This window comes from Bacteroides graminisolvens, assembly GCF_963666085.1.
Classification (GTDB): Bacteria; Bacteroidota; Bacteroidia; order Bacteroidales; family Bacteroidaceae; genus Bacteroides; species Bacteroides graminisolvens.
The window spans coordinates 1,556,113-1,580,889 of sequence record NZ_OY762556.1 but is presented as its reverse complement, the minus strand read 5'-3'; the positions used below and the strand labels follow the sequence as shown (position 1 = coordinate 1,580,889).

The window sequence follows — 24,777 nt, the reverse complement described above, 5'->3', positions numbered from 1 at the left end:
ACACCTCGCCTTTATTTATAGTCTATTAGTAACATATTCTTTGAAGATTAGCGCAAAAAGTCCAAAAGTTAAGGGTAAAAGGTTTAGTTTCGGCAAATTTCTACTACATTTGCAATTAATTACCCTATGAAGCAAGTATATAAATACATATTGTTATTTTGTATTGGCCTCTGGTTGCCATGGCTGCCCGACTGTTCCACTGCTTGGGCCAAAGATTTTGTTGTCGTTATTGATCCGGGGCACGGCGGACACGATCCGGGTGCTGTAGGTAGAATATCTAAGGAGAAGAACATCAACCTGAATGTGGCTCTTAAGTTAGGCAGACTCATCAAGAACAACAATGATGATGTCAAAGTGATTTTCACCCGAAGCACGGATGTTTTTATTCCACTCGACCGACGAGCAGAAATTGCCAATGATGCCAAAGCCGATCTCTTTATCTCAATACATACTAATTCCGTAGCCGGCTCAAGAACTGTAAAAGGCGCATCGACATGGACGCTGGGTTTGGCCAAATCAGAAGCAAACCTGGCTGTTGCCAAACGAGAGAACTCCGTTATTCTATATGAAAGCGATTACAAGACAAGGTATGCTGGCTTCAATCCTAACTCAGCCGAATCATATATCATTTTTGAGTTCATGCAAGACAAATACATGTCGCAAAGCGTGCACCTGGCTTCGTTAGTACAAAAAGAATTCCGCAATACCTGCAACCGCATTGACCGGGGTGTGCATCAAGCCGGTTTTTTGGTGCTCAAAGCAAGTGCTATGCCTAGCATTTTGGTTGAGCTGGGCTTTATTTCCACCCCCGAAGAGGAAGCGTATCTCAACACGGAAGAAGGTCTCTCATCGCTATCCAAAGGCATATACAGAGCATTTCTCAGATACAAGCGAGAGCATGAAATTAGAATCAACGGTTCCAGCCGTACTGTGATTCCCCAAAATATAGAAGACGATACAACCAAAGCAATAACAGCAACACCGGATTCTTCTAAAAAAGACAGTTCATCGAGAACTTCTCAAAGTCAGGAAGTGAAACAGGAACAGAAAGTGGAGAAAACCGTAGTTCCACTTGTGGAGCCAAACGCAGCAACGAAAGATGAAATTATATTCAAGATACAAATACTAACCTCCTCCAGCTCATTGAAAAGTACCGATAAACGTTTCAAAGGCTTGAAAGAGGTAGAGTACTACCAAGAAGGAGGATTGTACAAATACACTTATGGCGCTTCTGCAGATTACAATAAAGTACTCAGAACAAAGCGCTCCATCTCGACCGACTTTAAAGATGCGTTCATTATAGCCTTCAAAGAAGGAAAGAAGATGGACGTAAACGCCGCTATCAGTGAATTTAAAAAGAACAGGAAATAATAAAAAGAAAAAATATGATTGCTAAATATATTACGAAGGAAGTTAAAATAGGCATAGCAAGTATTATCGCATTAGGAGTAGTTGTGTATGGCATTAATTATCTGAAAGGGATCAGAATGTTCAAACCAAGCAGTTACTTTTATTTTAAATACGAGGATGTGAATGCGTTGGCTAAATCGAGTCCGGTATTTGCCGATGGCTTTCGCGTAGGTATTGTAAGCGATATATCATACGACTACAACCAGCGTGGCAAAGTTGTGGTTGAAGTGGAACTCGACAAAGACATGAGAATTCCCAAAGGTAGTACCGGCGAGCTGGTAACAGAGATGATGGGAGGAGTCAGAATGAACATATTACTGGCCAACAACCCTCGCGAAAGCTACTCTATTGGCGACACTATTCCCGGAACACTTAACAACGGCATCATGGCCGGTGCGGCCGAACTGATGCCCCAAATAGAGAAAATGCTTCCCAAACTCGATTCTATTTTAATATCTTTAAATACGATTCTTAGTAATCCCGATATTCCGGCTACACTGAAATCGGTCAGAAACAGCACGGCTAACCTGGAGGCTGCAAGCGGACAAATGAGAAAGCTCATGAATAAAGACATTCCTCAGTTAACAGGCAAGCTCAATACAATCAGTGATAACTTTGTTGTAATCAGCAGCAATTTAAAAGAGATTGATTACGCAGCCACGTTTAACAAGATTGATTCTACCATTCATAACGTGCAGCTAATCACTCAGAAGCTTAACAGCAAAGACAATAGTGTAGGACTACTACTGAATGACCCCGCTCTGTATAACAACCTAAGCACCACCAGTGCCAATGCAGCAAGCCTTTTAGAGGACCTGAAAGCCAATCCGAAAAGGTATGTTCACTTCTCTATTTTTGGAAGAAAACAAAAATAAGATTTTATATTATATAGATTTCATCTAAATAATAGGCTACAGTTATACATAGCCTTAAAAGTAGTCAATCTCCCTTTATAAACGTATTTTAAGAGTTTATGTTATAAAACACAAACGAATAATACAATGATTAAATAGACTGATTATCAAGGAGTTAAACAAAATCAAGTATCTACAAGAAGAAACAGAACAGTGTCATTCTATAAGTGGCTGAAACAAAAGGATTTATTCTTTCATTGAAAAACACAAGAAAAAAAGCATTTGTTTTTCTCGAATAAGATTCCCAAATTTGCAATTGTAGAAGTTTTACTTAATTAATAAATGTATTGATGTCGTTATGATTGAAACAAATCATGTCGGCTTATGGAACCGCTGTCTTCAAGTTATTAGAGACAATGTTCCCGAGACGACGTTTAACACCTGGTTTGTCCCTATTGTCCCCCTGAAATACGAGGACAATACATTGACTGTACAAGTTCCGAGTCAGTTCTTTTATGAATTCATAGAAGATAAGTTCGTGGATTTGCTTCGTGCTACTTTATATAAGGTTATTGGAGATGGTACAAAGCTGATGTACAATGTCATGGTTGACAAGAGTTCAAAGACTACTGTTAACCTTGAAGCAAGTAATCGTTCTACCGCCATCCCCAATAAAAGCACGATAAGAAGCGGAGGCAACAAAGCTCCGAACATTCTCAAGGCACCGGCTGTGCAGGATCTTGATCCTCAATTGAACCCGGATTATAATTTCGATAACTTTATTGAAGGGTACAGCAACAAACTATCGAGAAGCGTAGCCGAAGCCGTGGCTCAAAGTCCGGCTAAAACAGTATTCAACCCTCTTTTTATCCACGGAGCCTCCGGAGTAGGAAAAACTCACTTGGCCAATGCAATCGGAACAAAGATAAAAGAGATTTATCCCGAGAAAAGAGTGTTATATGTATCTGCACACTTGTTTCAGGTACAATATACGGACTCAGTTCGTAATAACACGACAAACGATTTCATCAATTTCTATCAAACCATTGATGTATTGATCATTGATGATATTCAAGAGTTTGCAGGAGTAACCAAAACCCAGAATACTTTTTTCCACATCTTCAATCACTTACATCAGAACGGTAAGCAGCTGATATTGACTTCAGACCGCGCTCCTGTTCTATTACAAGGCGTTGAAGAGCGATTGCTTACCCGTTTTAAGTGGGGTATGGTAGCCGAGCTCGAAAAGCCGACTGTGGAGTTAAGAAAGAATATTCTTAGAAATAAGATTCATAGAGACGGATTGGAGTTTCCACCGGAAGTGATTGAGTATATTGCCGAGAACGTAAACGAGAGCGTTCGAGACCTGGAAGGCATTGTGATATCAATCATGGCACACTCAACGATTTATAACAAAGACATTGATCTGGAATTGGCTCAACGCATCGTTAAGAAGGTTGTTAAGTACGAGACCAAAGCCATAACGATTGATGATATCATCGGTACAACGTGCAAGCATTACGAAATTGAACCTGCGGCAATTTATACTAAATCAAGAAAAAGAGAAGTAGTACAGGTCAGACAAGTAGCCATGTTCCTGGCTAAGAAGCACACTGATTATTCTTCATCAAGAATAGGACAGCTCATTGGCAACAAAGACCATGCAACCGTACTTCATGCTTGTAAAATAGTGAAAGAACTTTGTGAAGTAGATAAAAGCTTCCACTCTGATTTGGAAACAATAGAAAATACCTTGAAGAAAAGAAACTAAGAAAAATACTTGTTGAGTAAATGCCGGTATAAAATCATGTTTTATACCGGCATTTATATTATATGCTAGTCAAGAAAACCTTGAGCACGCAATGCATTGAGTAAATTCACTGAGGTTGCTTCATTGTCTTTCTTGGTGTACCTCACATCCGTAAACACCTGAGCCAATGTTTCCTTATTATTCTCTTGAATAAACTTCAGATTTTGAGGCAAAGACTCTTTATACGCATACAGCTGATCCAGTTCATCGGACGTATAATCATGATAGTGCTCTTGATGAATAAGACCCAGAAAAGGCAACCGATCTACCTGGTCAGGTATCTCAGCCGGGTAGCCAAGCGTAATGGTCGTAACCGGGAATACCAGCCGCGGCAACTGAAGAGCATCAATGATGGGCTGAGGATTGTACGTCGTGGTGCCTAGGTAACAAATACCCAAACCTTTGTCTTCGGCCAGCGTGCAAAAAGTTTGCGCAACCAGCAAGGTATCTACAGCAGCATTCATGAACGACTGAAAGTTTTCGTATCCGGGTTCCGCATTTCTTTGAACACACCATTGGCTGAAACGTCTGAAATCAGCGCAAAAGGTTAACACTACCGGAGCCTGCTTCACCATGGGCTGATTATAATGCGCAGGAGAGAGTTTCTCTTTCATTTCAACCTCCCGGGTAACAATAACGCTGTAAACCTGCATATTACCAACCGTAGAGGCCCGAAAAGAAGTCTCAAGCAAATCATTTAACAATTCATCAGCCACATCGGTCGTCTGATACTTGCGAATGGTTCTTCTATTCTTTATTGATTCCATTGTTTTAGTTTTCAGCAAATATATACCAATTTCACTTCATAAACGGATATTGAATGATTAAAAATACCAAAAAAGAAAAACTATTCATCTGTTTGAAACAAGTAAATTATATATTTTGGATAACTTCAAAGAAAATATAAAAATATAAAACATTGATAATCAACCATTTAAATATTCAATTTGGAAAACTTTATTTTTAATATTAAAAACCTATCTATAAATTTGGGAATAACAAAAAACATTCCTAGATTTGCAAATACATTTGTTAACGATAAGTATTACTTCTACACCTTACTTATTATTTTTAATCATCTAAGAAAATAGCAACGTGAAAAAAGAAATTTATTCTTATGAAGAAGCCTTCAAAGAATCTTTACGATACTTCCAAGGCGACGAGCTAGCTGCAAGGGTTTGGGTAAACAAATACGCAGTAAAAGACTCTTTCGGAAACATCTACGAGAAGTCGCCGGAAGATATGCACTGGAGAATCGCTAACGAGATAGCCAGGGTTGAAGCCAAATATAAAAACGGTTTGAAAGCAGAAGAACTTTTCACTTTGCTTGATCAATTCAAATACATTGTTCCTCAGGGTAGTCCGATGACGGGCATAGGCAATAATTATCAGGTTGCCTCTCTTTCCAACTGCTTTGTAATAGGTATTGACGGGGCAGCCGACTCATACGGTGCCATCATCAAGATTGACGAAGAACAGGTTCAACTGATGAAAAGACGCGGTGGTGTGGGACATGACCTTTCACACATCCGTCCTAAAGGTTCACCGGTAAAGAACTCTGCACTCACATCGACCGGCATCGTGCCTTTCATGGAGAGATATTCGAACTCTACCCGTGAAGTAGCGCAAGACGGACGACGAGGAGCCTTGATGCTTAGCGTTTCCATTAAGCACCCCGACTCGGAGTCGTTTATCGATGCTAAAATGACAGAAGGCAAAGTTACCGGGGCCAACGTATCGGTGAAACTGGACGATGCGTTCATGACTGCCGCAACAGAGGGCAAAAAATACGTTCAGCAATACCCTATCAACTCGGCCAACCCCACTACCGTAAAAGAGATTGATGCCTCGGCATTGTGGAAAAAGATTGTTCACAATGCATGGAGATCGGCAGAACCCGGTGTACTTTTCTGGGATACCATTATCAAAGAGTCAGTGCCCGACTGCTATGCCGACCTGGGTTATCAAACCGTGTCGACCAATCCTTGCGGGGAAATTCCGCTTTGCCCGTATGACTCATGTCGTCTGCTGGCCATCAACCTTTACTCATACGTTGTGAACCCATTCAAAGCCGATGCTTATTTCGACTTCGAATTGTTTAAGAAACACGTAGAGCTGGCGCAGCGCATCATGGATGACATTATTGATCTGGAACTTGAAAAGATAGAACAGATCATCAAGAAGATAGAAGATGATCCCGAAGGCGAGGAAGTAAAACGTGCCGAGCACGTGCTTTGGGAGAAGATATACAAGAAGAGCGGACAAGGAAGACGTACCGGTGTGGGTATCACAGCCGAGGGCGATATGCTGGCCGCATTGAACTTGCGTTACGGAACCGAAGAAGCAACCGAGTTCTCCGAAGAGGTACATAAAATAGTAGCTTTGCATGCCTACCGTTCATCGGTACAAATGGCCAAAGAGCGCGGAGCATTTGAAATATACAGCACAGAGCGTGAGGCCAACAATCCATTCATCAACCGTTTGCGTGAGGCCGATCCGGAACTTTACGAAGACATGAAGAAGTACGGTCGCCGTAACATTGCCTGTTTGACTATTGCTCCCACCGGAACAACCAGTTTGATGACACAAACCACATCGGGCATTGAACCGGTCTTCTTACCCGTTTACAAACGCAGAAGGAAGGTGAACCCCAACGATACGCAAGTACGAGTTGACTTTGTGGACGAAACAGGCGATGCATTCGAAGAATATATTGTATTCCACCACAAGTTTGTTACTTGGATGGAAGCCAACGGATACGATCCGGCAAAGAGATACACTCAGGAAGAGATTGATGAACTGGTTGCCAAATCACCTTATTATAAAGCGACATCGAATGATGTGGATTGGTTGATGAAGGTGAAGATGCAGGGACGCATTCAAAAATGGGTTGACCACTCAATCAGCGTAACCATTAACCTGCCTAACGATGTAGACGAAGACTTGGTTAATCGTCTTTATGTAGAGGCATGGAAATCGGGTTGCAAAGGATGTACCGTTTACAGAGACGGTTCACGTTCGGGAGTGCTCATTGCCGCCACAGCAGATAAGGACAAGAAAGAGGAACTGCCTCCTTGCAAACCGCCTACGGTAGTGGAAGTACGCCCCACTGTTCTGGAAGCCGATGTGGTGAAGTTCCAGAACAACAAAGAAAAGTGGGTAGCCTTTGTGGGCTTGCTCGATGGCAGACCTTACGAAATATTCACCGGTTTACAAGATGACGACGAAGGTATCCTTCTTCCCAAGAGTGTGACCAGCGGACGAATTATCAAGAGTGTAGACGAGCATGGCAACAAGCGTTATGACTTCCAGTTTGAGAACAAACGCGGATACAAAACCACCATCGAAGGCTTGTCCGAGAAGTTCAACAAAGAATACTGGAACTACGCCAAACTGATCTCGGGAGTGCTCCGCTGGAGAATGCCTATTGAACAGGTCATCAAGTTGGTTGGCTCTTTACAGCTCGACAGTGAGAATATTAACACATGGAAAAACGGTGTGGAACGTGCACTGAAGAAATATATTCAAGACGGTACCGAAGCTCACGGAAAGAAATGTCCCAACTGCGGTAATGAAACGCTCATCTATCAGGAAGGATGCCTGATATGTACTAGTTGCGGAGCATCCAGATGCGGTTAGAAATGGAAATAGATAACAAAGAAAAGGAATCTCTAGTCGGGTTCCTTTTCTTTTTACGCATGCAGCACAAACGTTTGCGGACTATTTTGAACGAGTTCAGCAAGGACAGATTTCTAATATCTACAGAATATTTCTATCATTGCACTATCATGAATGGATCAAATTAAATCTAATAATATGATAGTATCATTTAACATCGAATATCGCACCAACTGGGGTGAGGATGTCAGAGTTCTGGGTTCAACAACAGAGCTGGGGAACAATGACCATAAGCAAGCTATTCCCCTCCGTACTACGGACGGTACACATTGGGGCGCCGAAGTGGAGTTATCATATCCTGAAGCAGGAATTGCAAACTATATATACCTCATTTACAAAGAGAACCAAGTTATCAGAGAAGAGTGGCACGGCATTCAGCGCTGTTTGCTTTTGCCTCAAACGACTGATGCCGCGAAGAAAATCACGGTGTATGACAGCTGGAAGAATCTGCCGGAGGAACAATATTTTTATAGCTCGGCCTTTACCGAATCGTTGCTGGCACACCGCAAACGCGGAGCACTGCCTAAAAGTCACAAAAAAGGATTGATGATAAGGGCTTATGCACCCCGTATCAGCGAGGATTATTGCCTGGCTATCTCGGGCAACCAAACCATTTTGGGCAACTGGGAAGCCGATAAAGCCTTGCCCATGAGCGATGCTTGTTTCCCTGAATGGCTGACCGAGGTAGATGCCTCCAAACTAACATTCCCGCTGGAATATAAATTTGTTCTCTATAACAAAAAGGAGAAAAAAGCAGAAGCTTGGGAGAATAACCCGAACCGTTACCTGGCCGACCCGGGCATCAAAGCCAATGAAACACGGGTACTGTCTGACCGATACGTGTACTTCGACACGCCAGCCTGGAAGGGTGCCGGTGTGGCTGTGCCTGTCTTTTCACTGAAATCGGAAAAGAGTTTCGGTGTGGGCGACTTCGGCGACCTGAAGTTACTGATTGACTGGGCGGTTGAGACGCGCCAAAAGGTGGTGCAGGTTTTGCCGGTGAATGACACCACCATGACGCATAGCTGGACGGATTCTTACCCGTACAACAGCATTTCCATTTACGCATTTCACCCCATGTATGCCGACCTTAGCCGGATGGGCAAGCTCAAAAAAGCAGCCGACGCCAAACGTTTCAACGAGAAACAAGCCGAGCTGAACAGTTTGTCCGTTATCGATTACGAGGCGGTAAACCAAGTGAAGTGGGAATATTTCCGCCTGATCTTTCAACAAGAAGGAGAAAAGGTATTGGCATCCGAGGCGTTCAAGGAGTTCTTCGAGGCCAATCAGGAATGGCTGCGGCCGTACGCGGCATTCAGCTACCTCAGAGACGCTTACAAAACACCCGACTTCCGGTTATGGCCCAAGTACAACACGTATAAGTCTAAGGAAATTGAGCAGATGTGCCGCCCGGGAACAGCCGATTATCCGCACATCTCCATCTATTATTTCATTCAGTTTCATTTGCACCTCCAACTCTTGGAGGCAACCAACTACGCACGCGCCAACGGCGTGGTGCTGAAAGGTGATATTCCCATCGGCATCAGCCGCAACAGTGTGGAAGCATGGACAGAGCCGCACTACTTCAATCTGAACGGACAAGCCGGTGCCCCACCCGATGACTTCTCGGTAAACGGGCAGAACTGGGGCTTCCCCACTTACAACTGGGAGGTGATGGAACAGGATGATTACAGTTGGTGGATGAAGCGTTTCCGGAAAATGTCGGAATACTTCGACGCTTACCGCATAGATCACATTCTGGGTTTCTTCCGTATTTGGGAGATTCCGATGCACGCCGTGCACGGATTGCTGGGACAGTTCGTTCCTTCCCTGCCCATGTCGCGCGAGGAGATTGAGAGCTACGGCCTGCCTTTCCGCGAAGAGTTCTATCTCCCCCCTTACATTCACGAGTACTTCTTGCAGCAAGTGTTTGGCGAGCAAACAGATTATGTGAAGCAACACTTCATTGAGCCAACCAACACGTGGGAGGTGTACCGCATGCGCGAAGAGTTTGACACGCAGCGAAAAGTGGAAACGTTCTTTGCCGGAAAAACGGATGCCGACAGCATTCGGGTGCGCGACGGTCTGTACTCGCTTATTAGTGACGTACTTTTTGTGCCCGATCACAAAGAACCACATAAATACCATCCGCGCATCGGCGTGCAGCACGACTTCATTTACCGGGCACTAAGCGATGGAGAGAAAGAGGCGTTCAACCGTTTATATGATCAGTACTACTACCATCGCCACAATGAGTTTTGGCATCAGCAAGCCATGAAGAAGTTGCCACAGTTAACACAGTCGACCCGCATGCTGGTGTGCGGAGAAGATTTGGGTATGATACCCGATTGTGTGGCTTGGGTGATGAACGATTTGCGCATTCTGAGTCTGGAAATTCAGCGCATGCCCAAGAATCCGACAGAAGAGTTCGGCAACCTGCACCATTATCCGTACCGCTCGGTTTGCACCATCTCCACCCACGACATGTCCACCCTTCGTGGCTGGTGGGAAGAAGACCGCCAGCAAACACAACGGTACTACAATTACATGCTGGGGCATTACGGAGAAGCACCGCAGACGGCCACACCTGAAGTTTGCGAAGAGGTGGTTCGCAACCACCTGTACAGTCAGTCCATATTCTGCATCCTATCGTTGCAAGACTGGTTGTCGATGGATGGAAACTGGCGCCGGACTGTGGCCGACGAAGAGCGCATCAACATACCCGCTAACCCCCGTCATTACTGGCGTTACCGCATGCACCTCACACTGGAGCAGCTGCTGGGAGCCGAAAGCTTGAACAAGAAAATAACCCATCTCATAGAGCAATCGGCCCGCAACCTTTATTGGTAAGTCGCATCTTCAGCATAAGAATGCAAATATAGAGAGAGCAAAACAGCAAATTATCTCTATATTTGCATTTCTTATTTAAGTCCGTTTGTCATGAAAACAACATCAACCATCTTTCTACAGAACTTGGTTTTCTACGCTTACCACGGTGTAGCGCCTCAGGAAACCGCAGTGGGCAACACCTTCATCATCAACCTGAGCCTGAAAGGCGACTTCGGGCAAGCCATGCAAAGCGATTGCGTGGAAGACACGGTAAGCTATGCCGATGTGTTTCTGGCGGTGAAAGAAGAGATGAGTACCCCGTCGAAACTATTGGAGCATGTTTGCGGACGCATTGTGCAAAGGCTTTTCCGCGACTTTCCTCTTATTGAAGAAATCAATTTGAAGCTGGCAAAAACCAATCCGCCCATGGGAGCCGATATTGATGCCGCCGGCGTAGAGGTTCACTGCATCAGGTAAATGACCGATATTAACGAGGCAATGGTAAGGGGCTTCACTGCAATGCTCTCAAACCGCTTTTCTTTTTATCATACAAGGGAGCATTTCTTGTCAAGTGCAGTTTTATATATTATTAACCATTGCAGGAAATGCAGGAAGCACCGCCTGTGTTTTCGGGAACAACCACTACCTTTTTGGAATGGCTGGCGGACTTTTCAGAATAGTTGGCCAACTTTTTAAAATCCCCGCCCAACTTTTTTGAAAACATAAAGAGGAATTTAAAAAAGTCCTTGATGTTTTTTGAAAAGATAACGAGCTTTTTCTCCAAAGCCACGAGCAGTTGGACCGATTGCAACGACCAATGGAGGTAATTGCCACGAGCAATGGGGTGAATGGCTGGTAACAATTTACAAAAATAAAAGGAACAAAGAGCCGGAACAGCGGGTTTGGGGGAAGAATTGCAGGGCACAGAAACGAAAAAAGGAGAAGCGCCGGCTTCTCCTTTTACGTGCATTATAAATTGAATACACTTTAACTTTACGTTTACAAATATACAACATTACAAACACAAAGTCAAGTGTTTTACTCACTTTTAGTTGATGAGTCGACAAACAACCGTGAACGTTTTACTTTAACGTCTTCTTTTTCTTGCTTACAGCCTCAACAATTTCGGTAACCACCGTCTGGTTCTCAAAGCGTTTGGCGTAACCTGTATAATCCGGACGGGTACGTTCGTATTCGGCATCGAGGAACAGCGGACTAGATATGATATGATCTGCCGTTGAACGATTGCAGCAAAACACAATGTTCTCCACACCCGCCAGTCGGGTCAACGCTTTCACGTCCGTGTCATGCGGCTGAAGCGTCATCGGATCGGTAAAGAAGAAAAGATAATCAATCTCGCCGTCAACAATGCGCGAGCCCATTTGCTGGTCGCCCCCAAGCGGACCCGATTTCAGAATGGTAAAGTCCCACTCCACCTCCGGATGCTTTTCTTTCAGCGCAGCAAGTATAAGAGTTCCTGTAGTTCCCGTACAGTAAAATTTATGTCCCACGAGCAATTCGGAGTTCCATACCGCCCATTCAATAAGATCCTTCTTCATGGCATCGTGAGCCACCAAGCCGATTTTTCTGATTAGTTTTTCCATAATAATTTGTCTGTTTACTGATAAATGTTTCGTTGCCTATGTTTATATTATAATTTCAGGGAAGAAAAGCTCTTTCGTCCCTTTGCATAGAACTGCACCAAGATACTGCTTTTTATTTGTTCGGGAATGGAATGAAGAATTGTTTTTTGCATATTTTCATCCCGTGAGGCTTTAAAATCTTTCCTGATAGCAGCATATTCACGTCTTGCCGCCAATACAGCACGAGCGTTGGGCAACTGTCCCTTCAACACAAAAGCAAGTGCCGCCACATAATCGAGCACCATTCTGGCGCGCATCACCGGCACCAGTTGATCGGCCGGCAAGTTCTTGTACAGCATGATGAGGTTGTTGCGGAAGTTGAGAAACGTTTTGCGCGGATTTTCCTTTTTCAACGTAGCCCCCCCCACATGAAAGACCGTGCTTTGCGGCACACAAACAATGCCGCGACCGCGGGCACGCAAGCGCCAGCACAAGTCAATTTCCTCCATGTGCGCAAAGAAACGTCCGTCGAGTCCGCCTGCATCGCGGTAATCTTTCAGGCGAATAAAAAGTGCCGCACCCGTAGCCCAGAAAACCGGTATCGGTGCATCATATTGTCCGTCGTCCTTTTCCACCGATGAGAAAATGCGTCCGCGGCAAAACGGATAGCCATAAGCATCTAAGAATCCGCCGGAAGCGCCGGCATATTCAAAGTAGGCTTTGTCTCGCCAGCTACGTATTTTGGGCTGACAAGCAGCCACTTCGGGGTGCACATCCATGTAGGCAGCCAGCGGTTGCAACCAGCGAGGCTCCACCGCCACATCAGAGTTGAGCAGCACCACGTACTCGGCTTCCACCTGTTGCAAGGCGAAATTGTACCCATCGGCAAAACCATAATTTTTTTCCAGACGGATGATGCGCACAGACGGAAAATCCGTTTCCAGCAAAGCAACCGAGTCGTCGGTCGACGCATTATCGGCCACACAAATTTCCACGTCGCCATCGGCTGCAGAGTGCTCAATGACCGAAGGCAGAAAGGTGCGGAGCATTTCACTTCCGTTCCAGTTCAGAATGACAACTGCTATTTTATTCATGCGTTTATTTTAAGGGTTGTTTGTGTTTCCAGCGTTTGTGCGACCAAAACCAGTAGGCCGGTTCGCGTAAAATGGTTTGTTCAACGTGGCGTACAAACATTTCGGTTATTTCACCATCGGCGGTTTGTTTGGGATGTTCGATCATTAATACGAACGTAGCCTCACAGTATCCGCGTTTTTCTTTCTGCAACTCACAATAAAAAACCGGGTAGTTCATCATGCGGGCAATGCGTTCGCCACCATCCATGAACGAAGTCTCTTGGTTGAGAAAGGTAGTCCAGAAGTGCAAACTCTGGAGGTTGGGCGATTGATCGGCCACCAGTCCCAAGGCAAGTTTCTTGCCTGCATGCCTGGCTCTGATGACTTCGCGTGCTGTATCGTGCTTGGGCACATTATAGCCTCCGAAGCGGGAACGTATGTTCTGAAAGAGCTTGTCTACATACGGGTTGCGGAGTGTTTTGTAAACCTGCATGGGTATGTCTTCGGGTTTCATGTACATTCCCATGCCGATTGTCCACTCGAAATTGGCGTAATGCGGCATCATCACCACAATGCCGCCGTACTTGTCGATCATTTCAAGGTATTGCTCCGTGTTATGGAACTTCATGCGTTGGTGCAGCTCGTCGACGGGCATCTTGAGCATCTTCAGGCTTTCGAGCATGTAGTCGCAGATGTAGTGGTAGAACTTGCGTTCAATAGCCAGCAGTTCCTTTTCCGTCTTCTCGGGGAAGGAGTTCTTCAGGTTACGCCACACCACCCTACGCCTGTAACGTGCCAGCTTATACATGAGCACATAGAGCACATCCGACAACACGTAAAGGGCTTTCATGGGCAATGAGGCCAGTAGCCACATGCCCAGGTAAATAAAAAAATAGACTAATCTAGACATTCCAATTATTTATTTACTATGGTGGCCTGCAAAGCCGTACCATCTTCATTAAAATCACCCAGACGTACCTGCACTACTTCGTTATCTTTCGCCTCAGTGTCTTGCAGCTCTATGCGAATGTAGTTCGTGGTAAAACCGTGCATCGGACTTCCGGCTTTGGGTTTCTCGAGCAGCACGGGCCATTCCTGACCGATAAAGCGCGCATAGAATTCCCGGGTCTTTTCGTCCGACAGTTCAAGCAACAGCTGACTGCGCTTGTGTTTTTCTTCGCTCGTAACCACGTGGTCAATTTTCAATGCCTGCGTTCCGGGGCGTTCCGAGTAACTGAACACGTGCAGTTGCGACACATCTAGCGATTTGATGAAGGCATACGCCTGCTCAAAACACGCATCGGTCTCCCCTCTTGTGCCCACAATCACGTCGACTCCAATGAATGCATGCGGCATCAACGCTTTTATTTTCTTCACTTTTGAGGCAAACAACGCCGTATCGTATTTACGGTGCATCAGCTTCAATACTTCGTCACTTCCCGATTGCAGGGGAATGTGGAAATGCGGCATAAACCTTTTCGACCGCGACACGAACTCAATGATCTCATCCGTCAGCAAGTTGGGCTCGATGGAAGAGATGCGGTAGCGTTCAATACCCTCCACTTCATCCAATGCCTTCACCAGCTCAAAGAAATTTTCTCCGGTTGTTTTTCCGAAATCACCTATGTTTACGCCCGTAAGCACAATCTCTTTTCCACCTTCGGCAGCCGCCTGAGCCGCTTGTTTCACTAACGACTCAATGGTTCCATTACGGCTTCGTCCGCGGGCAAACGGTATGGTGCAGTACGTGCAATAGTAATCGCATCCGTCTTGCACCTTAAGGAAATAACGCGTACGGTCGCCCCGCGAACAAGAAGGAGCAAACGAACGGATATCTTTCAGCACGGAAGTGTGCGCCTCACCCGACTCGTTTTTCTTCAAATCGCCCAGATATTGCATAATATCTGCCTTTTGTTCGGCACCCAACACCAAGTCAACTCCTTCAATCTTTGCCACGTTATCGGGCTTCAACTGGGCGTAACAACCCGTAACCACCACGAAAGCGCCCGGGTTTTCTTTCACCAACTTATGAATAACCTGCCGGCACTTCTTGTCGGCCATCTCCGTAACCGAACAAGTATTCACTACACAAATATCAGCCTTTTCACCTTTTCGCGCAGTACGTACGCCTGCTTCACGAAGTATTTTACCTATTGTAGATGTCTCTGAGAAGTTCAATTTGCAGCCTAAAGTATAATAAACTGCCTTTTTATCCTGAAATACAGTTGTATCAATCATACATTAATAAACAAAAAATATGGCGCAAAGGTACACATTATTATAATTAAAATTTGTTATACAGCCTAAGAGTTAACCACTCAGGGCCACCAAATGTGGAACTTTATTGCTATTTTTGCACAATATACCAAAATTCGTGCAATGATTAAAGAGAATTTTATCAAACTCTACGAGAATAGTTTTCGTGAGAATTGGGACCTTCCTTGTTACACTGACTACGGTGAAGATGTAAATTATACGTATGGTGAAGTAGCCCGTGAAATAGCCCAACTGCATTTGTTGTTTAAACATTGCAGCATCAGGCGCGGCGAGAAGATCGCTATCATAGGAAAGAATAATTCGCGCTGGTGCATTGCCTACATGGCAACCATCACTTACGGAGCGATTGTGGTTCCTATTCTGCAAGATTTCAATCCCAATGATGTGCATCACATTGTGAATCATTCCGAATCTATTTTTCTTTTTACCAGTGATACCATTTGGGAAACATTGGAGGAGGAACGATTGAGCGGGTTGCGTGCCGTCTTTTCATTAACAGATTTTCGCTGCCTGCATCAGCGCGACGGAGAAACGGTGCAGAAATTCCTTAAGCACATCAACGAGGAAATGCAGCAAACGTACCCCAACGGCTTTCAAAAAGAAGATATTCAATACACCACATTGGGCAATGAAAAGGTTATGTTGCTCAACTACACTTCGGGAACCACCGGTTTCAGTAAAGGAGTAATGCTTACGGCCAACAACCTGGCGGGTAATGTTACTTTCGGTATCCGAACGGAATTACTTAAAAAGGGCGACAAAGTGCTTTCTTTTCTGCCTTTGGCACATGCTTACGGCTGTGCGTTCGACTTCCTCACTGCCACTGCCGTGGGAACGCACGTCACTCTTTTGGGCAAAGTTCCCTCACCGAAAATCATCATGAAGGCTTTTGAGGAGGTCAAGCCCAATCTCATCATTACCGTGCCGCTGGTTATTGAGAAGATCTATAAGAATGTCATTCAACCTCTCATCAGCAAAAAGGGAATGAAATGGGCACTCAGCATTCCATTGCTGGATAACCAGATTTACGGTCAGATACGCAAAAAACTCATTGAGGCGCTGGGTGGTCGCTTCAAAGAAATTATTATTGGCGGAGCAGCCATGAACCCCGAAGTAGAAGAGTTTTTCCAGAAAATTAAATTCCCTTTCACCATCGGATATGGAATGACGGAATGCGGACCGCTTATCAGTTACGCACCGTGGAATGAATTTGTGCGCACTTCGTCGGGTAAAATTCTCGATATCATGGAAGCACGTATATATAAGGAGAATCCCGAATCGGAAACAGGTGAGATACAGGTAAGGGGCGAAAACGTAATGGCCGGCTACTACAAAAACCCCGAAGCTACCGCCGAAGTCTTCACCGAAGACGGATGGTTGCGCACCGGCGATTTGGGAACGATGGACGGCAACGGCAATATATTTATCCGTGGAAGAAGCAAAACTATGATTTTAAGCTCTAGCGGACAGAACATTTTCCCCGAAGAAATTGAGGCACGCCTTAATAATATGCCATTCATTCTTGAAAGTCTGGTTATTGAGCGCCACAAGAAACTCGTTGCTCTGGTTTATGCCGATTATGAAAGTCTGGAATCTCTGGGACTGAACCACGCTGAGCACTTAAAAACCATTATGGATGAAAATCTCAAGAGTTTAAATAATTCAGTGGCGGCCTACGAAAAGGTAAGTGAGATACAACTTTATCCCACCGAATTTGAGAAAACACCTAAAAAGAGTATAAAAAGGTATCTTTATAATAGCATTATCGAATAATAATATGTTGTTAAACATGCCTGAAAATCAGGGGATAAGCACCCGGAACAAAAAAAAATAAAAAAAAATCGGCCAAAAGAGTACAACGTATCAAAAAAGTCTATACATTTGCAACGTTTTAATAAGCAATTGATTGTATTACAGATTTAAAAAAGCAAAGAAAATGAAAAAATTAATTTTAATGTTCGCAGCTATCGCAGCAGTATCTTTCGCATCATGTGGTAACAAACAAGCAGAAGCTGAAAAAGCTAAAGCTGATTCAATCCGTATCGCTGATTCAATCGCAGCAGTAGAAGCAGCTGCAGCTGAAGCAGCTGCAGCTGCAGCTGATACTACAGCTACTGATAGCGCAGCAGTTGTAGCTGAGTAATCTCAGAACAACTCAAAAATTTTAAAAGTCTGTGGTGCTTAGCACTACAGACTTTTTTTTTATGCATTATGCACTCATGCAAAAGAATAATCAGTAAACAAAGAAGCACTTCAAGCTTAAGCATAAAAAAAATGGGCACCCAAAAAGGATACCCATTTATATTATATGTCGGAGTATAATTACTCAGCAACTACTTCAAAAGCAACTTCTACTGAAACTTCCTTGTGAAGCTTAACTACTGCTTTGTAAGAACCAACTTCTTTAACAGCGTCCTTAACAACAATAGTTTTTCTATCGATTTCGAATCCAAGCTTAGACAACTGCTCAGCAATTTGAATATTACCTACAGAGCCAAAGATTGTACCGGTAGAACTTACTTTAGTTGCAATGGTCAATGAAACACCTTCCAATTTTGCAGCCAGTTCTTCAGCATCTTTTTTAATCTTTTCAAGCTTGTGTGCACGCTGCTTAAGGTCTTCAGCAAGCATTTTCTTTGCAGAAGGAGAAGCAATAACAGCTTTTCCAGTAGGGATTAAGTAATTACGACCGTATCCAGACTTAACTGTAACGATGTCATTCTTATAACCCAAGTTTGCTACATCTTCTTTTAATATAATTTCCATACTTTTCCTCCTTACAATTATTTCATCATATCAGTTACATATGGCAACAACGCCAAGTGACGAGCTCTTTTAACAGCCTGGGCAATTCTACGCTGGAACTTCAAAGAAGTACCTGTGATGCGACGTGGAAGAATCTTTCCTTGTTCGTTAAGGAACTTCTTCAAGAATTCAGGATCTTTGTAGTCAATGTACCTAATACCGCTCTTTTTGAAACGACAGTACTTTTTCTTCTTAACATCTACTGAGGGCGGAGTTAAATATCTTATTTCAGATTGATTTTGTTGTGCCATGATTAATTTTCCTCCTTTTTAGTTGATTTTACACTTCTTCTCTTAGCAGCATATTCTGCAGCATACTTATCCATTCTGAAAGTTAAGAAACGGATAATGCGTTCATCACGACGGAAGTTAATCTCCAGCTTCTCAATAACAGAAGGCTCAGCATTAAACTCAATCAGTTGATAAAAACCAGTTGACTTCTTTTGAATGGGATAAGCCAATTTCTTAAGTCCCCAGTTCTCTTCATTAATAATCTCAGCACCTTCTTCAACAAGAAGAGCCTTGAATTTCTCTACCGCTTCCTTCATCTGTACATCAGACAAAACGGGAGTCAAAATGAAAACGGTTTCGTATTGATTCATACTCATTTAATTAAAAAAATAATTTTGTTTTTAAAATCAGTGCGCAAAGTTAGCCATTTTATTCTGAACCACAAATAATTAATCTTTTTTTGTATCTTTCCCACTAGGAATTCTAAAAGAAGAAAACTATCTTTGTGAGGTTGCTTAAACAATAATTTAATGACAGAACAGTTTAATTTTGATATTAATTTGATCTTCGCCATTTTAAATGGCAAAGTATCAGCAGCTATTAACCGAAAGTTATACCGAAACTTCCGGCTAAACGGCTTGGAGATGACTCCGGAGCAGTGGACTGTAATGATATACCTTTGGGAGAAAGACGGGGTAACTCAGCAAGAGTTATGCAATGCGACTTTTAAAGATAAACCTAGCATGACCCGACTTATTGACAATATGGAACGGCAACATCTTGTGGTTCGCATAAGCGACAAAAAGGACCGGAGGAACAATTTAATCCACCTCACTAAAACGGGGAAAGACATCGAGCCACAAGCTCGCATAGTTGTAAGTAAAACCTTAAAGGAAGCTTTACAAGGAATTGAGGTTAAGGATTTGCAGATAAGTCAAGATGTGCTGAAAAAGATCTTTTTAAACATCAAAGACTAATCAAACCGAGAAAGGAATTGAAAGCAAAGAAGCTAACAATTTGAGATGTTTAATGTTTTTTTTGCATAAATAATTTCATGCGTTAAATAATAATGCTTTTCTTTGCGACTAGAAAATAATAATCGATTAAAAGACACACGTAATGAAGGCTTTTTTGAAAAATTTGGGACTAATCCTGATTATACTAGGAACAGTTATACTTATAGCTTGTTCTGTTACAGGAAATGTTAATAACAATGCTATCTTGCTTACTGCAGCCGCATTGGTTGTAGTTGGAGTTATCTCTTATATTGTTATCAATAAAAGAATAACTGACTAAGCTCATAAAGCAATCAGGAATAAAAAAAGCCGGAACATGTTCCGGCTTTTTTTATTCCTGATTGCTTTATACTTCACCATCGGGAGTAATAAGCTTATATCCCTTGCCGTGGATATTAATAATCTCAATTGATTCATCTTCTTTCAAATGTTTACGTAGCTTAGTGATATACACATCCATACTACGTGCATTGAAATAATTATCGTCAATCCAAATGGTCTTCAAGGCAAAATCACGCTGAAGAATTTCATTGGCATGAGCGCACAATAAACCTAAGAGTTCTGATTCCTTAGTAGTAAGCTTAGTCTGTTTACCTTCGCTAGACAGAATTTGTTTCTGAGTATCGAAAGTGAACTTACCAATCTTATACACATTATTTTCTTTGTTTTTCTTTCCGCGAACCCTTCTCAGAATAGCTTCAATTCTAAAAGTAAGCTCTTCCATACTGAAAGGTTTGGTAATATAGTCATCAGCTCCTATCTTAAAGCCTTCTAATATATCTTCTTTAAGGGTTTTAGCCGTTAAAAATATAATAGGTATTTCAGCATTTGCTGCACGGACTTCTTGAGCTAACGTGAAACCATCTTTTTTAGGCATCATCACGTCGAACACACACAGGTCGTATTTGTTTTTCAGAAAAGCTTTAAAACCAGCCTCACCATCAGGATACAGTTCAGCGGAATAACCCTTTGCCTGTAAATACTCTCTCAAAAGCATGCCAAGATTTTCATCATCCTCGCATAGTAAAATTCGCAGTTTCTCGTCCATATCATTCATTTTTTAATAAAGGTAATGCAATAATAAATTTAGTTCCCACATTCAGTTCACTCTCCGCTCTTATAGAACCTTTATGATCCTGAATTATTTTCTTCACATAAGCAAGTCCTAATCCGAAGCCCTTCACATCGTGTAAATTACCTGTATGAACACGATAGAACTTCTCAAAGACTTTCTTTAAATTTTCTTTTTTAATACCAATGCCATTGTCTTGTACCGAAATCATCAGCTTACCTGCTTCATTCCAGGTTCTAATGTCTAGCAACAAATCTTCGTCCGGCCTTTTATACTTAACAGCGTTGTCCATCAGATTGAATATCACATTGGTTATATGCATCTCATCAGCAAAAATCACCGAATCTTCAGCATCCAGGCTAGAGGTAATCTTACCGTTATAACGTTCTACTTTCAAAGTAAATGTATTAATAACCCCAGCTATCATTTCGTTGGCATCTATTTCTTTCATCTTCAAGGTTGCTTTTTGCTTGTCAAACATAGACATCTGCAGAACCTTTTCAACTTGAAATCTCAACCTTTTGGTTTCATCGTTTATCACCCCGGATATATGTTGAAACATTTGCGGCGACTTACCCACAGCCGGGTCTTTCAACATCTGCGCTGCCAGAGAAATAGTCGAAATCGGAGTTTTGAATTCATGAGTCATGTTATTGATGAAGTCATTTTTCATTTCCGTCAATTTCTTCTGCCTGAAAATAATATAAATCGTGAAGATAAATGTAATCAGCAAAACCAGCGTAAAGACCAATGACGGGATCATAAAGCTCACTGAATCAAAAATATAATCTCTTTTTGCCGGAAAATGAACCTTAACTACACTCATCTTTGCGGGAGGGTCATTCGGAAAAAGAATCTGACTATACGAGCTCTCACTACCTTTATCTTCATAGTCAGAACATCTGTAAACCTCACGGCCGTCTTTATCAATCACAATAAAATGATAAGGTATATCAATTCCATTATTAATTAATTCAGATTTTAAATATTGGTCCAGGTTTTTAAAATTAACCCTCTCTTCCAACGATTTATCACTAGCTCTGTAAAGCATTTGCCAAACGACCTCATCAAGCAAGAAGCGCTGATACAAGTAACGGTTCTTGATGGCCTCCTGCAAAGTTCTGGAAGTCTGCGGTATCGTATTAGTACCGTGTCTTCTAGAAATCATTGCTTTCGGAAGTGCCGATGGTTTGGTTGTTATTGTTTTCAACTCAAATGCCGAATACATGGTACCGTCCTGAGAAGAAACGTTGTAGCGTTGAGTCTGCTGTATGATATCGCCTTTTTGAGGAGAAGAGGAACTTTGCGACAAAGCCTCTCTTTCAGTAGCCGTGACATCCTTTTCGAGCCAGCGTTGCGTCTCATCATATTCCACATTCTTAGAGACTTGGTACAAACTGCGCTTCACTGATTCATCAAATTGCTCATTGCGCATTTTAACCATTTCCTCTATATAACTTACTTGTAAGTAAAGTAAGCTAAGAAAAGAGAGGCCCATAATTACACCTAATATCCAGATTGTTGACTTTTTCATAGCAACAAAATTAACAACTGCTAATTAACACTCCTAATCAATTAACCTGATTTAACCGCAAGTTGTTGTTAATTAACTCAAAACGGCTCGTTAAATGGTATTCTGATCATTATAACAAAGCTTTCGCCTGTTTGGTTTGCAAATTTAATAAAAAATTAAAGAATTCCTTAATCAAAGAGAATAAATAAAAAAGTCACTATCGCTAGAGTTTACCAGCAACAGCGACTTTTTATATATATCAGTCAAAAAGAACTACTCTTCAGCATGTTTTGCTTCAAACTCTTTTATCAATTTATCTTGTACATCTACAGGTACTAATTCATAATTAGCAAATTTCATTATAAAGGACGCACGGCCTCCTGTCAACGAGCTTAAGGCTGTTGAATAAGACGACATTTCTTTTAAAGGAATCTTCGCCACAAGCTTTTCAAATCCTTTTTCACTGCTCATACCCATGATAATGGCGCGTCTTCCCTGAAGATCTCCCATTACATCTCCCATCTTATCCGACGGAACAAAAACTTCCACATCATAAATTGGTTCCAGAATTTTGGGGCCTGCATTTTTAAAGGCCTCACTGAATGCATTTCTTCCCGCCAGCATAAAAGAAATTTCGTTAGAATCTACCGGGTGCATTTTACCTTCATAAACAATAACTCTTACATCTCGGGCATAAGATCCAGTTAAAGGGCCCTGTTCCATACGAGCCATGATACCTTTCAAAATAGCAGGCATAAACCTAGAATCGATAGAACCGCCAACGATACTGTTGATAAAGACAAGTTTGCCACCCCAATCCAAAGAGATCTCTTCCACTCCTTTCACACTGATTTTAAATTCCTGACCATTAAATTTATAAGTATCAGGTACTGGCATTCCATCTTTATAAGGTTCAACGATAAGATGTACTTCACCAAACTGACCCGCACCACCCGATTGTTTTTTGTGCCTGTAATCAGCTCGGGCAGCTTTGGTGATTGTCTCCCTGTAAGGAATCCTGGGTTCTTCAAATTTAATCGCTATTTTTTCATTATGTTCCAATCTCCACTTCAGTGTACGAAGATGAAATTCTCCCTGACCGTGTACCAATGTCTGTCTCAATTCTTTCGATTGCTCTATCACCCAAGTAGGATCTTCTTCGCGCATGCGATTTAGAACACTCATCATCTTTTCTACGTCAGCTTCGTTGACTGGTTTAATGGCTCTGGAATATTTAGAATTGGGATATTTAATAAAATCAAACTTATAGCTACAATCCTTACCATTCAAGGTATTCCCTGTCTTTACATCCTTTAATTTAACGGCAGCACCAATATCGCCAGCTTGTAATTCTTCTACTTTAATACGATTGGGACCAGCCATTACATAAATCTGAGCAATGCGTTCTTTTGACCCTCTATTGGCATTTGTCAGATCATCCCCCTCTTTTACTTTGCCACTCATTACTTTAAAATAAGAGACTTCACCTATGTGAGGCTCTACACTTGTTTTAAAGAAATAGAGAGACGAAGGACCATTTGAATCGGGAGCGACTTCTTTCCCTTCCGTATTCACAACTTTGGGCATATCTGAAACAAACGGAACCACATTTCCCAAAAACTCCATCAGTCGCCGAACTCCCATGTCTTTTCCGGCACAAACACAGAACACTGGAAACATTCCCCTATTAGCCAATCCCATGCGAATACCTTCACGCATTTCATCTTCACTAAGAGATTCTTGCTCAAAGAACTTTTCCATCAGCTCTTCTTCATTTTCAGCAGCCGCCTCCACTAAAGCCTTATGCATTTCCATGGCTTTGTCCATTTCTTCGGCAGGTATATCTTCAATGATAGGAGCCCCTCCTTCGGGCTTCCAAGAATACTTCTTCATCAACAACACATCGATCAACGCATTGAAATTAGGGCCTGTTGCTATGGGATATTGAACAGGAATTACTTTATTTCCATAGGCTTCTTTGAGCTGCTCCAAAATGTTATCGTAATCACATTTTTCATTATCAAGCTGATTCACTAAAAATATAACCGGTTTATTGAATTTTTCAGTATACCTGAAATGATTTTGCGTTCCTACTTCAACGCCGTATTGACCGTTAATAAGTAGGATGGCCGTATCAGTCACATTAAGTGCAGTAACAGCTCCGCCAACAAAATCATCTGCACCCGGACAGTCAATTATATTCAGCTTCCTGTTATTCCACTCCACATGAAATACTGTAGAAAAAACAGAGTAACCATATTCCTGTTCAACAGGAAAATAGTCACTCACCGTATTTTTTGCTGCGACAGAGCCGCGGCGTTTTATAACTCCACTCTCGAAGAGCATTGCTTCAACGAGAGTGGTTTTCCCAGAGCCGGAACTTCCCAATAATGAGATGTTCTTAATTTCATTAGTCTGATATACTTTCATGACATCTAAGATTTAAGTGATTAACTAATTATGTTCTTCACAAATTCATTTAACTAAGGCGCAAATTATAAATAAATAAATATAAAAACAATATTATACCTCTGTTTCTAAACAATGTTATGCAACATTTATATTCAGTATTTCTAAAATTTTGTATATTTACAGCCAAATCAATCAAAAAATACAGGAGTGTCAAA

The 24,777-nt window shown here is 42.4% G+C and carries 21 protein-coding genes; 9 read left to right on the top strand and 12 right to left on the bottom strand.

The genetic code is table 11. The features are described 5' to 3' along the window. The first annotated feature begins 126 nt into the window (after window positions 1-126). The 3 genes from ACKPCE_RS06505 to dnaA all read left to right on the top strand — a co-directional run bounded on the left by ACKPCE_RS06505 (window position 127) and on the right by dnaA (window position 4,035). The gene (locus ACKPCE_RS06505; protein ID WP_319504571.1) at window positions 127-1,371 is read left to right on the top strand and encodes an N-acetylmuramoyl-L-alanine amidase family protein; all 1,245 of its coding nucleotides are present in this window, start codon (window positions 127-129) and stop codon (window positions 1,369-1,371) included. 14 nt (window positions 1,372-1,385) lie between these two features. Then, the gene (locus tag ACKPCE_RS06500; protein ID WP_319504570.1) at window positions 1,386-2,285 is read left to right on the top strand and encodes an MlaD family protein; all 900 of its coding nucleotides are present in this window, start codon (window positions 1,386-1,388) and stop codon (window positions 2,283-2,285) included. A 337-nt stretch (window positions 2,286-2,622) separates the two neighbouring features. Continuing rightward, on the top strand, window positions 2,623-4,035 hold the full coding sequence (gene dnaA / locus ACKPCE_RS06495; RefSeq protein WP_319504569.1) for a chromosomal replication initiator protein DnaA: 1,413 nt from the start codon (window positions 2,623-2,625) through the stop codon (window positions 4,033-4,035). Between the two features lie 65 nt (window positions 4,036-4,100). Here dnaA and ACKPCE_RS06490 read toward each other — a convergent pair whose 3' ends face one another. Then, window positions 4,101-4,841 carry an NADPH-dependent oxidoreductase gene (locus ACKPCE_RS06490; RefSeq protein ID WP_319504568.1) on the bottom strand — a complete coding sequence of 247 codons (741 nt, stop codon included), beginning with the start codon at window positions 4,839-4,841 and terminating at the stop codon, window positions 4,101-4,103. A 328-nt stretch (window positions 4,842-5,169) separates the two neighbouring features. On the opposite strand from ACKPCE_RS06490, the gene ACKPCE_RS06485 reads away from it, so the two are divergent. The 3 genes from ACKPCE_RS06485 to folB all read left to right on the top strand — a co-directional run bounded on the left by ACKPCE_RS06485 (window position 5,170) and on the right by folB (window position 11,058). Then, the gene (locus ACKPCE_RS06485) at window positions 5,170-7,713 is read left to right on the top strand and encodes an adenosylcobalamin-dependent ribonucleoside-diphosphate reductase (protein WP_319504567.1); all 2,544 of its coding nucleotides are present in this window, start codon (window positions 5,170-5,172) and stop codon (window positions 7,711-7,713) included. 177 nt (window positions 7,714-7,890) lie between these two features. Next, a complete protein-coding gene (locus ACKPCE_RS06480) occupies window positions 7,891-10,602 on the top strand; it encodes a 4-alpha-glucanotransferase (RefSeq protein WP_319504566.1) in 2,712 nt (903 codons plus the stop codon). Window positions 10,603-10,692: 90 nt separating this feature from the next. After that, the gene (folB, locus tag ACKPCE_RS06475; RefSeq protein ID WP_319504565.1) at window positions 10,693-11,058 is read left to right on the top strand and encodes a dihydroneopterin aldolase; all 366 of its coding nucleotides are present in this window, start codon (window positions 10,693-10,695) and stop codon (window positions 11,056-11,058) included. Window positions 11,059-11,170: 112 nt separating this feature from the next. On the opposite strand, the gene ACKPCE_RS06470 is transcribed toward folB, so the two are convergent. The 5 genes from ACKPCE_RS06470 to mtaB all read right to left on the bottom strand — a co-directional run bounded on the left by ACKPCE_RS06470 (window position 11,171) and on the right by mtaB (window position 15,475). Next, window positions 11,171-11,551 (bottom strand): hypothetical protein, encoded by a 381-nt coding sequence (locus ACKPCE_RS06470; protein WP_319504564.1) that lies wholly within the window; start codon window positions 11,549-11,551, stop codon window positions 11,171-11,173. A 112-nt stretch (window positions 11,552-11,663) separates the two neighbouring features. Next, entirely contained in the window at window positions 11,664-12,185 is a 522-nt protein-coding gene (locus tag ACKPCE_RS06465) for a methylglyoxal synthase (RefSeq protein WP_024996610.1), read from the bottom strand. A 47-nt stretch (window positions 12,186-12,232) separates the two neighbouring features. Beyond that, window positions 12,233-13,258, bottom strand: coding sequence for a glycosyltransferase family 2 protein (locus tag ACKPCE_RS06460; protein ID WP_319504563.1), 1,026 nt, complete (start codon window positions 13,256-13,258; stop codon window positions 12,233-12,235). A gap of 4 nt (window positions 13,259-13,262) precedes the next feature. After that, window positions 13,263-14,147: a lysophospholipid acyltransferase family protein gene (locus tag ACKPCE_RS06455; RefSeq protein ID WP_319504562.1), complete on the bottom strand. Its 885-nt coding sequence runs from the start codon at window positions 14,145-14,147 to the stop codon at window positions 13,263-13,265. Between the two features lie 5 nt (window positions 14,148-14,152). Continuing rightward, window positions 14,153-15,475, bottom strand: a complete 1,323-nt coding sequence (gene mtaB, locus ACKPCE_RS06450; protein ID WP_319504561.1) for a tRNA (N(6)-L-threonylcarbamoyladenosine(37)-C(2))-methylthiotransferase MtaB — start codon at window positions 15,473-15,475, stop codon at window positions 14,153-14,155. Between the two features lie 141 nt (window positions 15,476-15,616). Here mtaB and ACKPCE_RS06445 point away from each other — a divergent pair, with 141 nt between their 5' ends. Continuing rightward, window positions 15,617-17,287 carry a long-chain fatty acid--CoA ligase gene (locus tag ACKPCE_RS06445; RefSeq protein WP_319504560.1) on the top strand — a complete coding sequence of 557 codons (1,671 nt, stop codon included), beginning with the start codon at window positions 15,617-15,619 and terminating at the stop codon, window positions 17,285-17,287. Between the two features lie 163 nt (window positions 17,288-17,450). Then, a complete protein-coding gene (locus ACKPCE_RS06440; protein ID WP_024996615.1) occupies window positions 17,451-17,657 on the top strand; it encodes a hypothetical protein in 207 nt (68 codons plus the stop codon). Between the two features lie 179 nt (window positions 17,658-17,836). Here ACKPCE_RS06440 and rplI read toward each other — a convergent pair whose 3' ends face one another. From rplI to rpsF, 3 genes are read right to left on the bottom strand one after another with little or no spacing between them, the layout of a single operon-like run. After that, window positions 17,837-18,280, bottom strand: coding sequence for a 50S ribosomal protein L9 (gene rplI / locus ACKPCE_RS06435; protein ID WP_024996616.1), 444 nt, complete (start codon window positions 18,278-18,280; stop codon window positions 17,837-17,839). A gap of 17 nt (window positions 18,281-18,297) precedes the next feature. Then, window positions 18,298-18,570, bottom strand: a complete 273-nt coding sequence (gene rpsR / locus ACKPCE_RS06430; RefSeq protein ID WP_024996617.1) for a 30S ribosomal protein S18 — start codon at window positions 18,568-18,570, stop codon at window positions 18,298-18,300. Between the two features lie 2 nt (window positions 18,571-18,572). Further along, window positions 18,573-18,920, bottom strand: a complete 348-nt coding sequence (gene rpsF, locus ACKPCE_RS06425; RefSeq protein ID WP_024996618.1) for a 30S ribosomal protein S6 — start codon at window positions 18,918-18,920, stop codon at window positions 18,573-18,575. A gap of 159 nt (window positions 18,921-19,079) precedes the next feature. Between rpsF and ACKPCE_RS06420 the strand changes: the two genes are divergently transcribed. Beyond that, window positions 19,080-19,526 (top strand): MarR family winged helix-turn-helix transcriptional regulator, encoded by a 447-nt coding sequence (locus ACKPCE_RS06420; protein ID WP_277640013.1) that lies wholly within the window; start codon window positions 19,080-19,082, stop codon window positions 19,524-19,526. 385 nt (window positions 19,527-19,911) lie between these two features. On the opposite strand, the gene rprY is transcribed toward ACKPCE_RS06420, so the two are convergent. The 3 genes from rprY to ACKPCE_RS06405 form a co-directional block, all read right to left on the bottom strand. Then, window positions 19,912-20,613, bottom strand: a complete 702-nt coding sequence (gene rprY, locus ACKPCE_RS06415) for a response regulator transcription factor RprY (protein WP_024996621.1) — start codon at window positions 20,611-20,613, stop codon at window positions 19,912-19,914. Between the two features lies 1 nt (window position 20,614). Beyond that, window positions 20,615-22,171: a sensor histidine kinase gene (locus ACKPCE_RS06410; RefSeq protein ID WP_024996622.1), complete on the bottom strand. Its 1,557-nt coding sequence runs from the start codon at window positions 22,169-22,171 to the stop codon at window positions 20,615-20,617. Between the two features lie 252 nt (window positions 22,172-22,423). After that, the gene (locus ACKPCE_RS06405; protein ID WP_319504559.1) at window positions 22,424-24,580 is read right to left on the bottom strand and encodes an elongation factor G2; all 2,157 of its coding nucleotides are present in this window, start codon (window positions 24,578-24,580) and stop codon (window positions 22,424-22,426) included. Between the last annotated feature and the right edge of the window lie 197 nt (window positions 24,581-24,777).

What these genes read in the sequence shown, in the direction of transcription:
- ACKPCE_RS06505 (WP_319504571.1), top strand. Translation starts at nt 127, where the DNA reads ATGAAGCAAGTATATAAATACATATTGTTATTTTGTATTGGCCTCTGG.
- ACKPCE_RS06500 (WP_319504570.1), top strand. Translation starts at nt 1,386, where the DNA reads ATGATTGCTAAATATATTACGAAGGAAGTTAAAATAGGCATAGCAAGT.
- dnaA (WP_319504569.1), top strand. Translation starts at nt 2,623, where the DNA reads ATGATTGAAACAAATCATGTCGGCTTATGGAACCGCTGTCTTCAAGTT.
- ACKPCE_RS06490 (WP_319504568.1), bottom strand. Translation starts at nt 4,841, where the DNA reads ATGGAATCAATAAAGAATAGAAGAACCATTCGCAAGTATCAGACGACC.
- ACKPCE_RS06480 (WP_319504566.1), top strand. Translation starts at nt 7,891, where the DNA reads ATGATAGTATCATTTAACATCGAATATCGCACCAACTGGGGTGAGGAT.
- folB (WP_319504565.1), top strand. Translation starts at nt 10,693, where the DNA reads ATGAAAACAACATCAACCATCTTTCTACAGAACTTGGTTTTCTACGCT.
- ACKPCE_RS06470 (WP_319504564.1), bottom strand. Translation starts at nt 11,551, where the DNA reads ATGCACGTAAAAGGAGAAGCCGGCGCTTCTCCTTTTTTCGTTTCTGTG.
- ACKPCE_RS06465 (WP_024996610.1), bottom strand. Translation starts at nt 12,185, where the DNA reads ATGGAAAAACTAATCAGAAAAATCGGCTTGGTGGCTCACGATGCCATG.
- ACKPCE_RS06460 (WP_319504563.1), bottom strand. Translation starts at nt 13,258, where the DNA reads ATGAATAAAATAGCAGTTGTCATTCTGAACTGGAACGGAAGTGAAATG.
- ACKPCE_RS06455 (WP_319504562.1), bottom strand. Translation starts at nt 14,147, where the DNA reads ATGTCTAGATTAGTCTATTTTTTTATTTACCTGGGCATGTGGCTACTG.
- mtaB (WP_319504561.1), bottom strand. Translation starts at nt 15,475, where the DNA reads ATGATTGATACAACTGTATTTCAGGATAAAAAGGCAGTTTATTATACT.
- ACKPCE_RS06445 (WP_319504560.1), top strand. Translation starts at nt 15,617, where the DNA reads ATGATTAAAGAGAATTTTATCAAACTCTACGAGAATAGTTTTCGTGAG.
- ACKPCE_RS06440 (WP_024996615.1), top strand. Translation starts at nt 17,451, where the DNA reads ATGAAAAAATTAATTTTAATGTTCGCAGCTATCGCAGCAGTATCTTTC.
- rplI (WP_024996616.1), bottom strand. Translation starts at nt 18,280, where the DNA reads ATGGAAATTATATTAAAAGAAGATGTAGCAAACTTGGGTTATAAGAAT.
- rpsR (WP_024996617.1), bottom strand. Translation starts at nt 18,570, where the DNA reads ATGGCACAACAAAATCAATCTGAAATAAGATATTTAACTCCGCCCTCA.
- rpsF (WP_024996618.1), bottom strand. Translation starts at nt 18,920, where the DNA reads ATGAATCAATACGAAACCGTTTTCATTTTGACTCCCGTTTTGTCTGAT.
- ACKPCE_RS06420 (WP_277640013.1), top strand. Translation starts at nt 19,080, where the DNA reads ATGACAGAACAGTTTAATTTTGATATTAATTTGATCTTCGCCATTTTA.
- rprY (WP_024996621.1), bottom strand. Translation starts at nt 20,613, where the DNA reads ATGGACGAGAAACTGCGAATTTTACTATGCGAGGATGATGAAAATCTT.
- ACKPCE_RS06410 (WP_024996622.1), bottom strand. Translation starts at nt 22,171, where the DNA reads ATGAAAAAGTCAACAATCTGGATATTAGGTGTAATTATGGGCCTCTCT.
- ACKPCE_RS06405 (WP_319504559.1), bottom strand. Translation starts at nt 24,580, where the DNA reads ATGAAAGTATATCAGACTAATGAAATTAAGAACATCTCATTATTGGGA.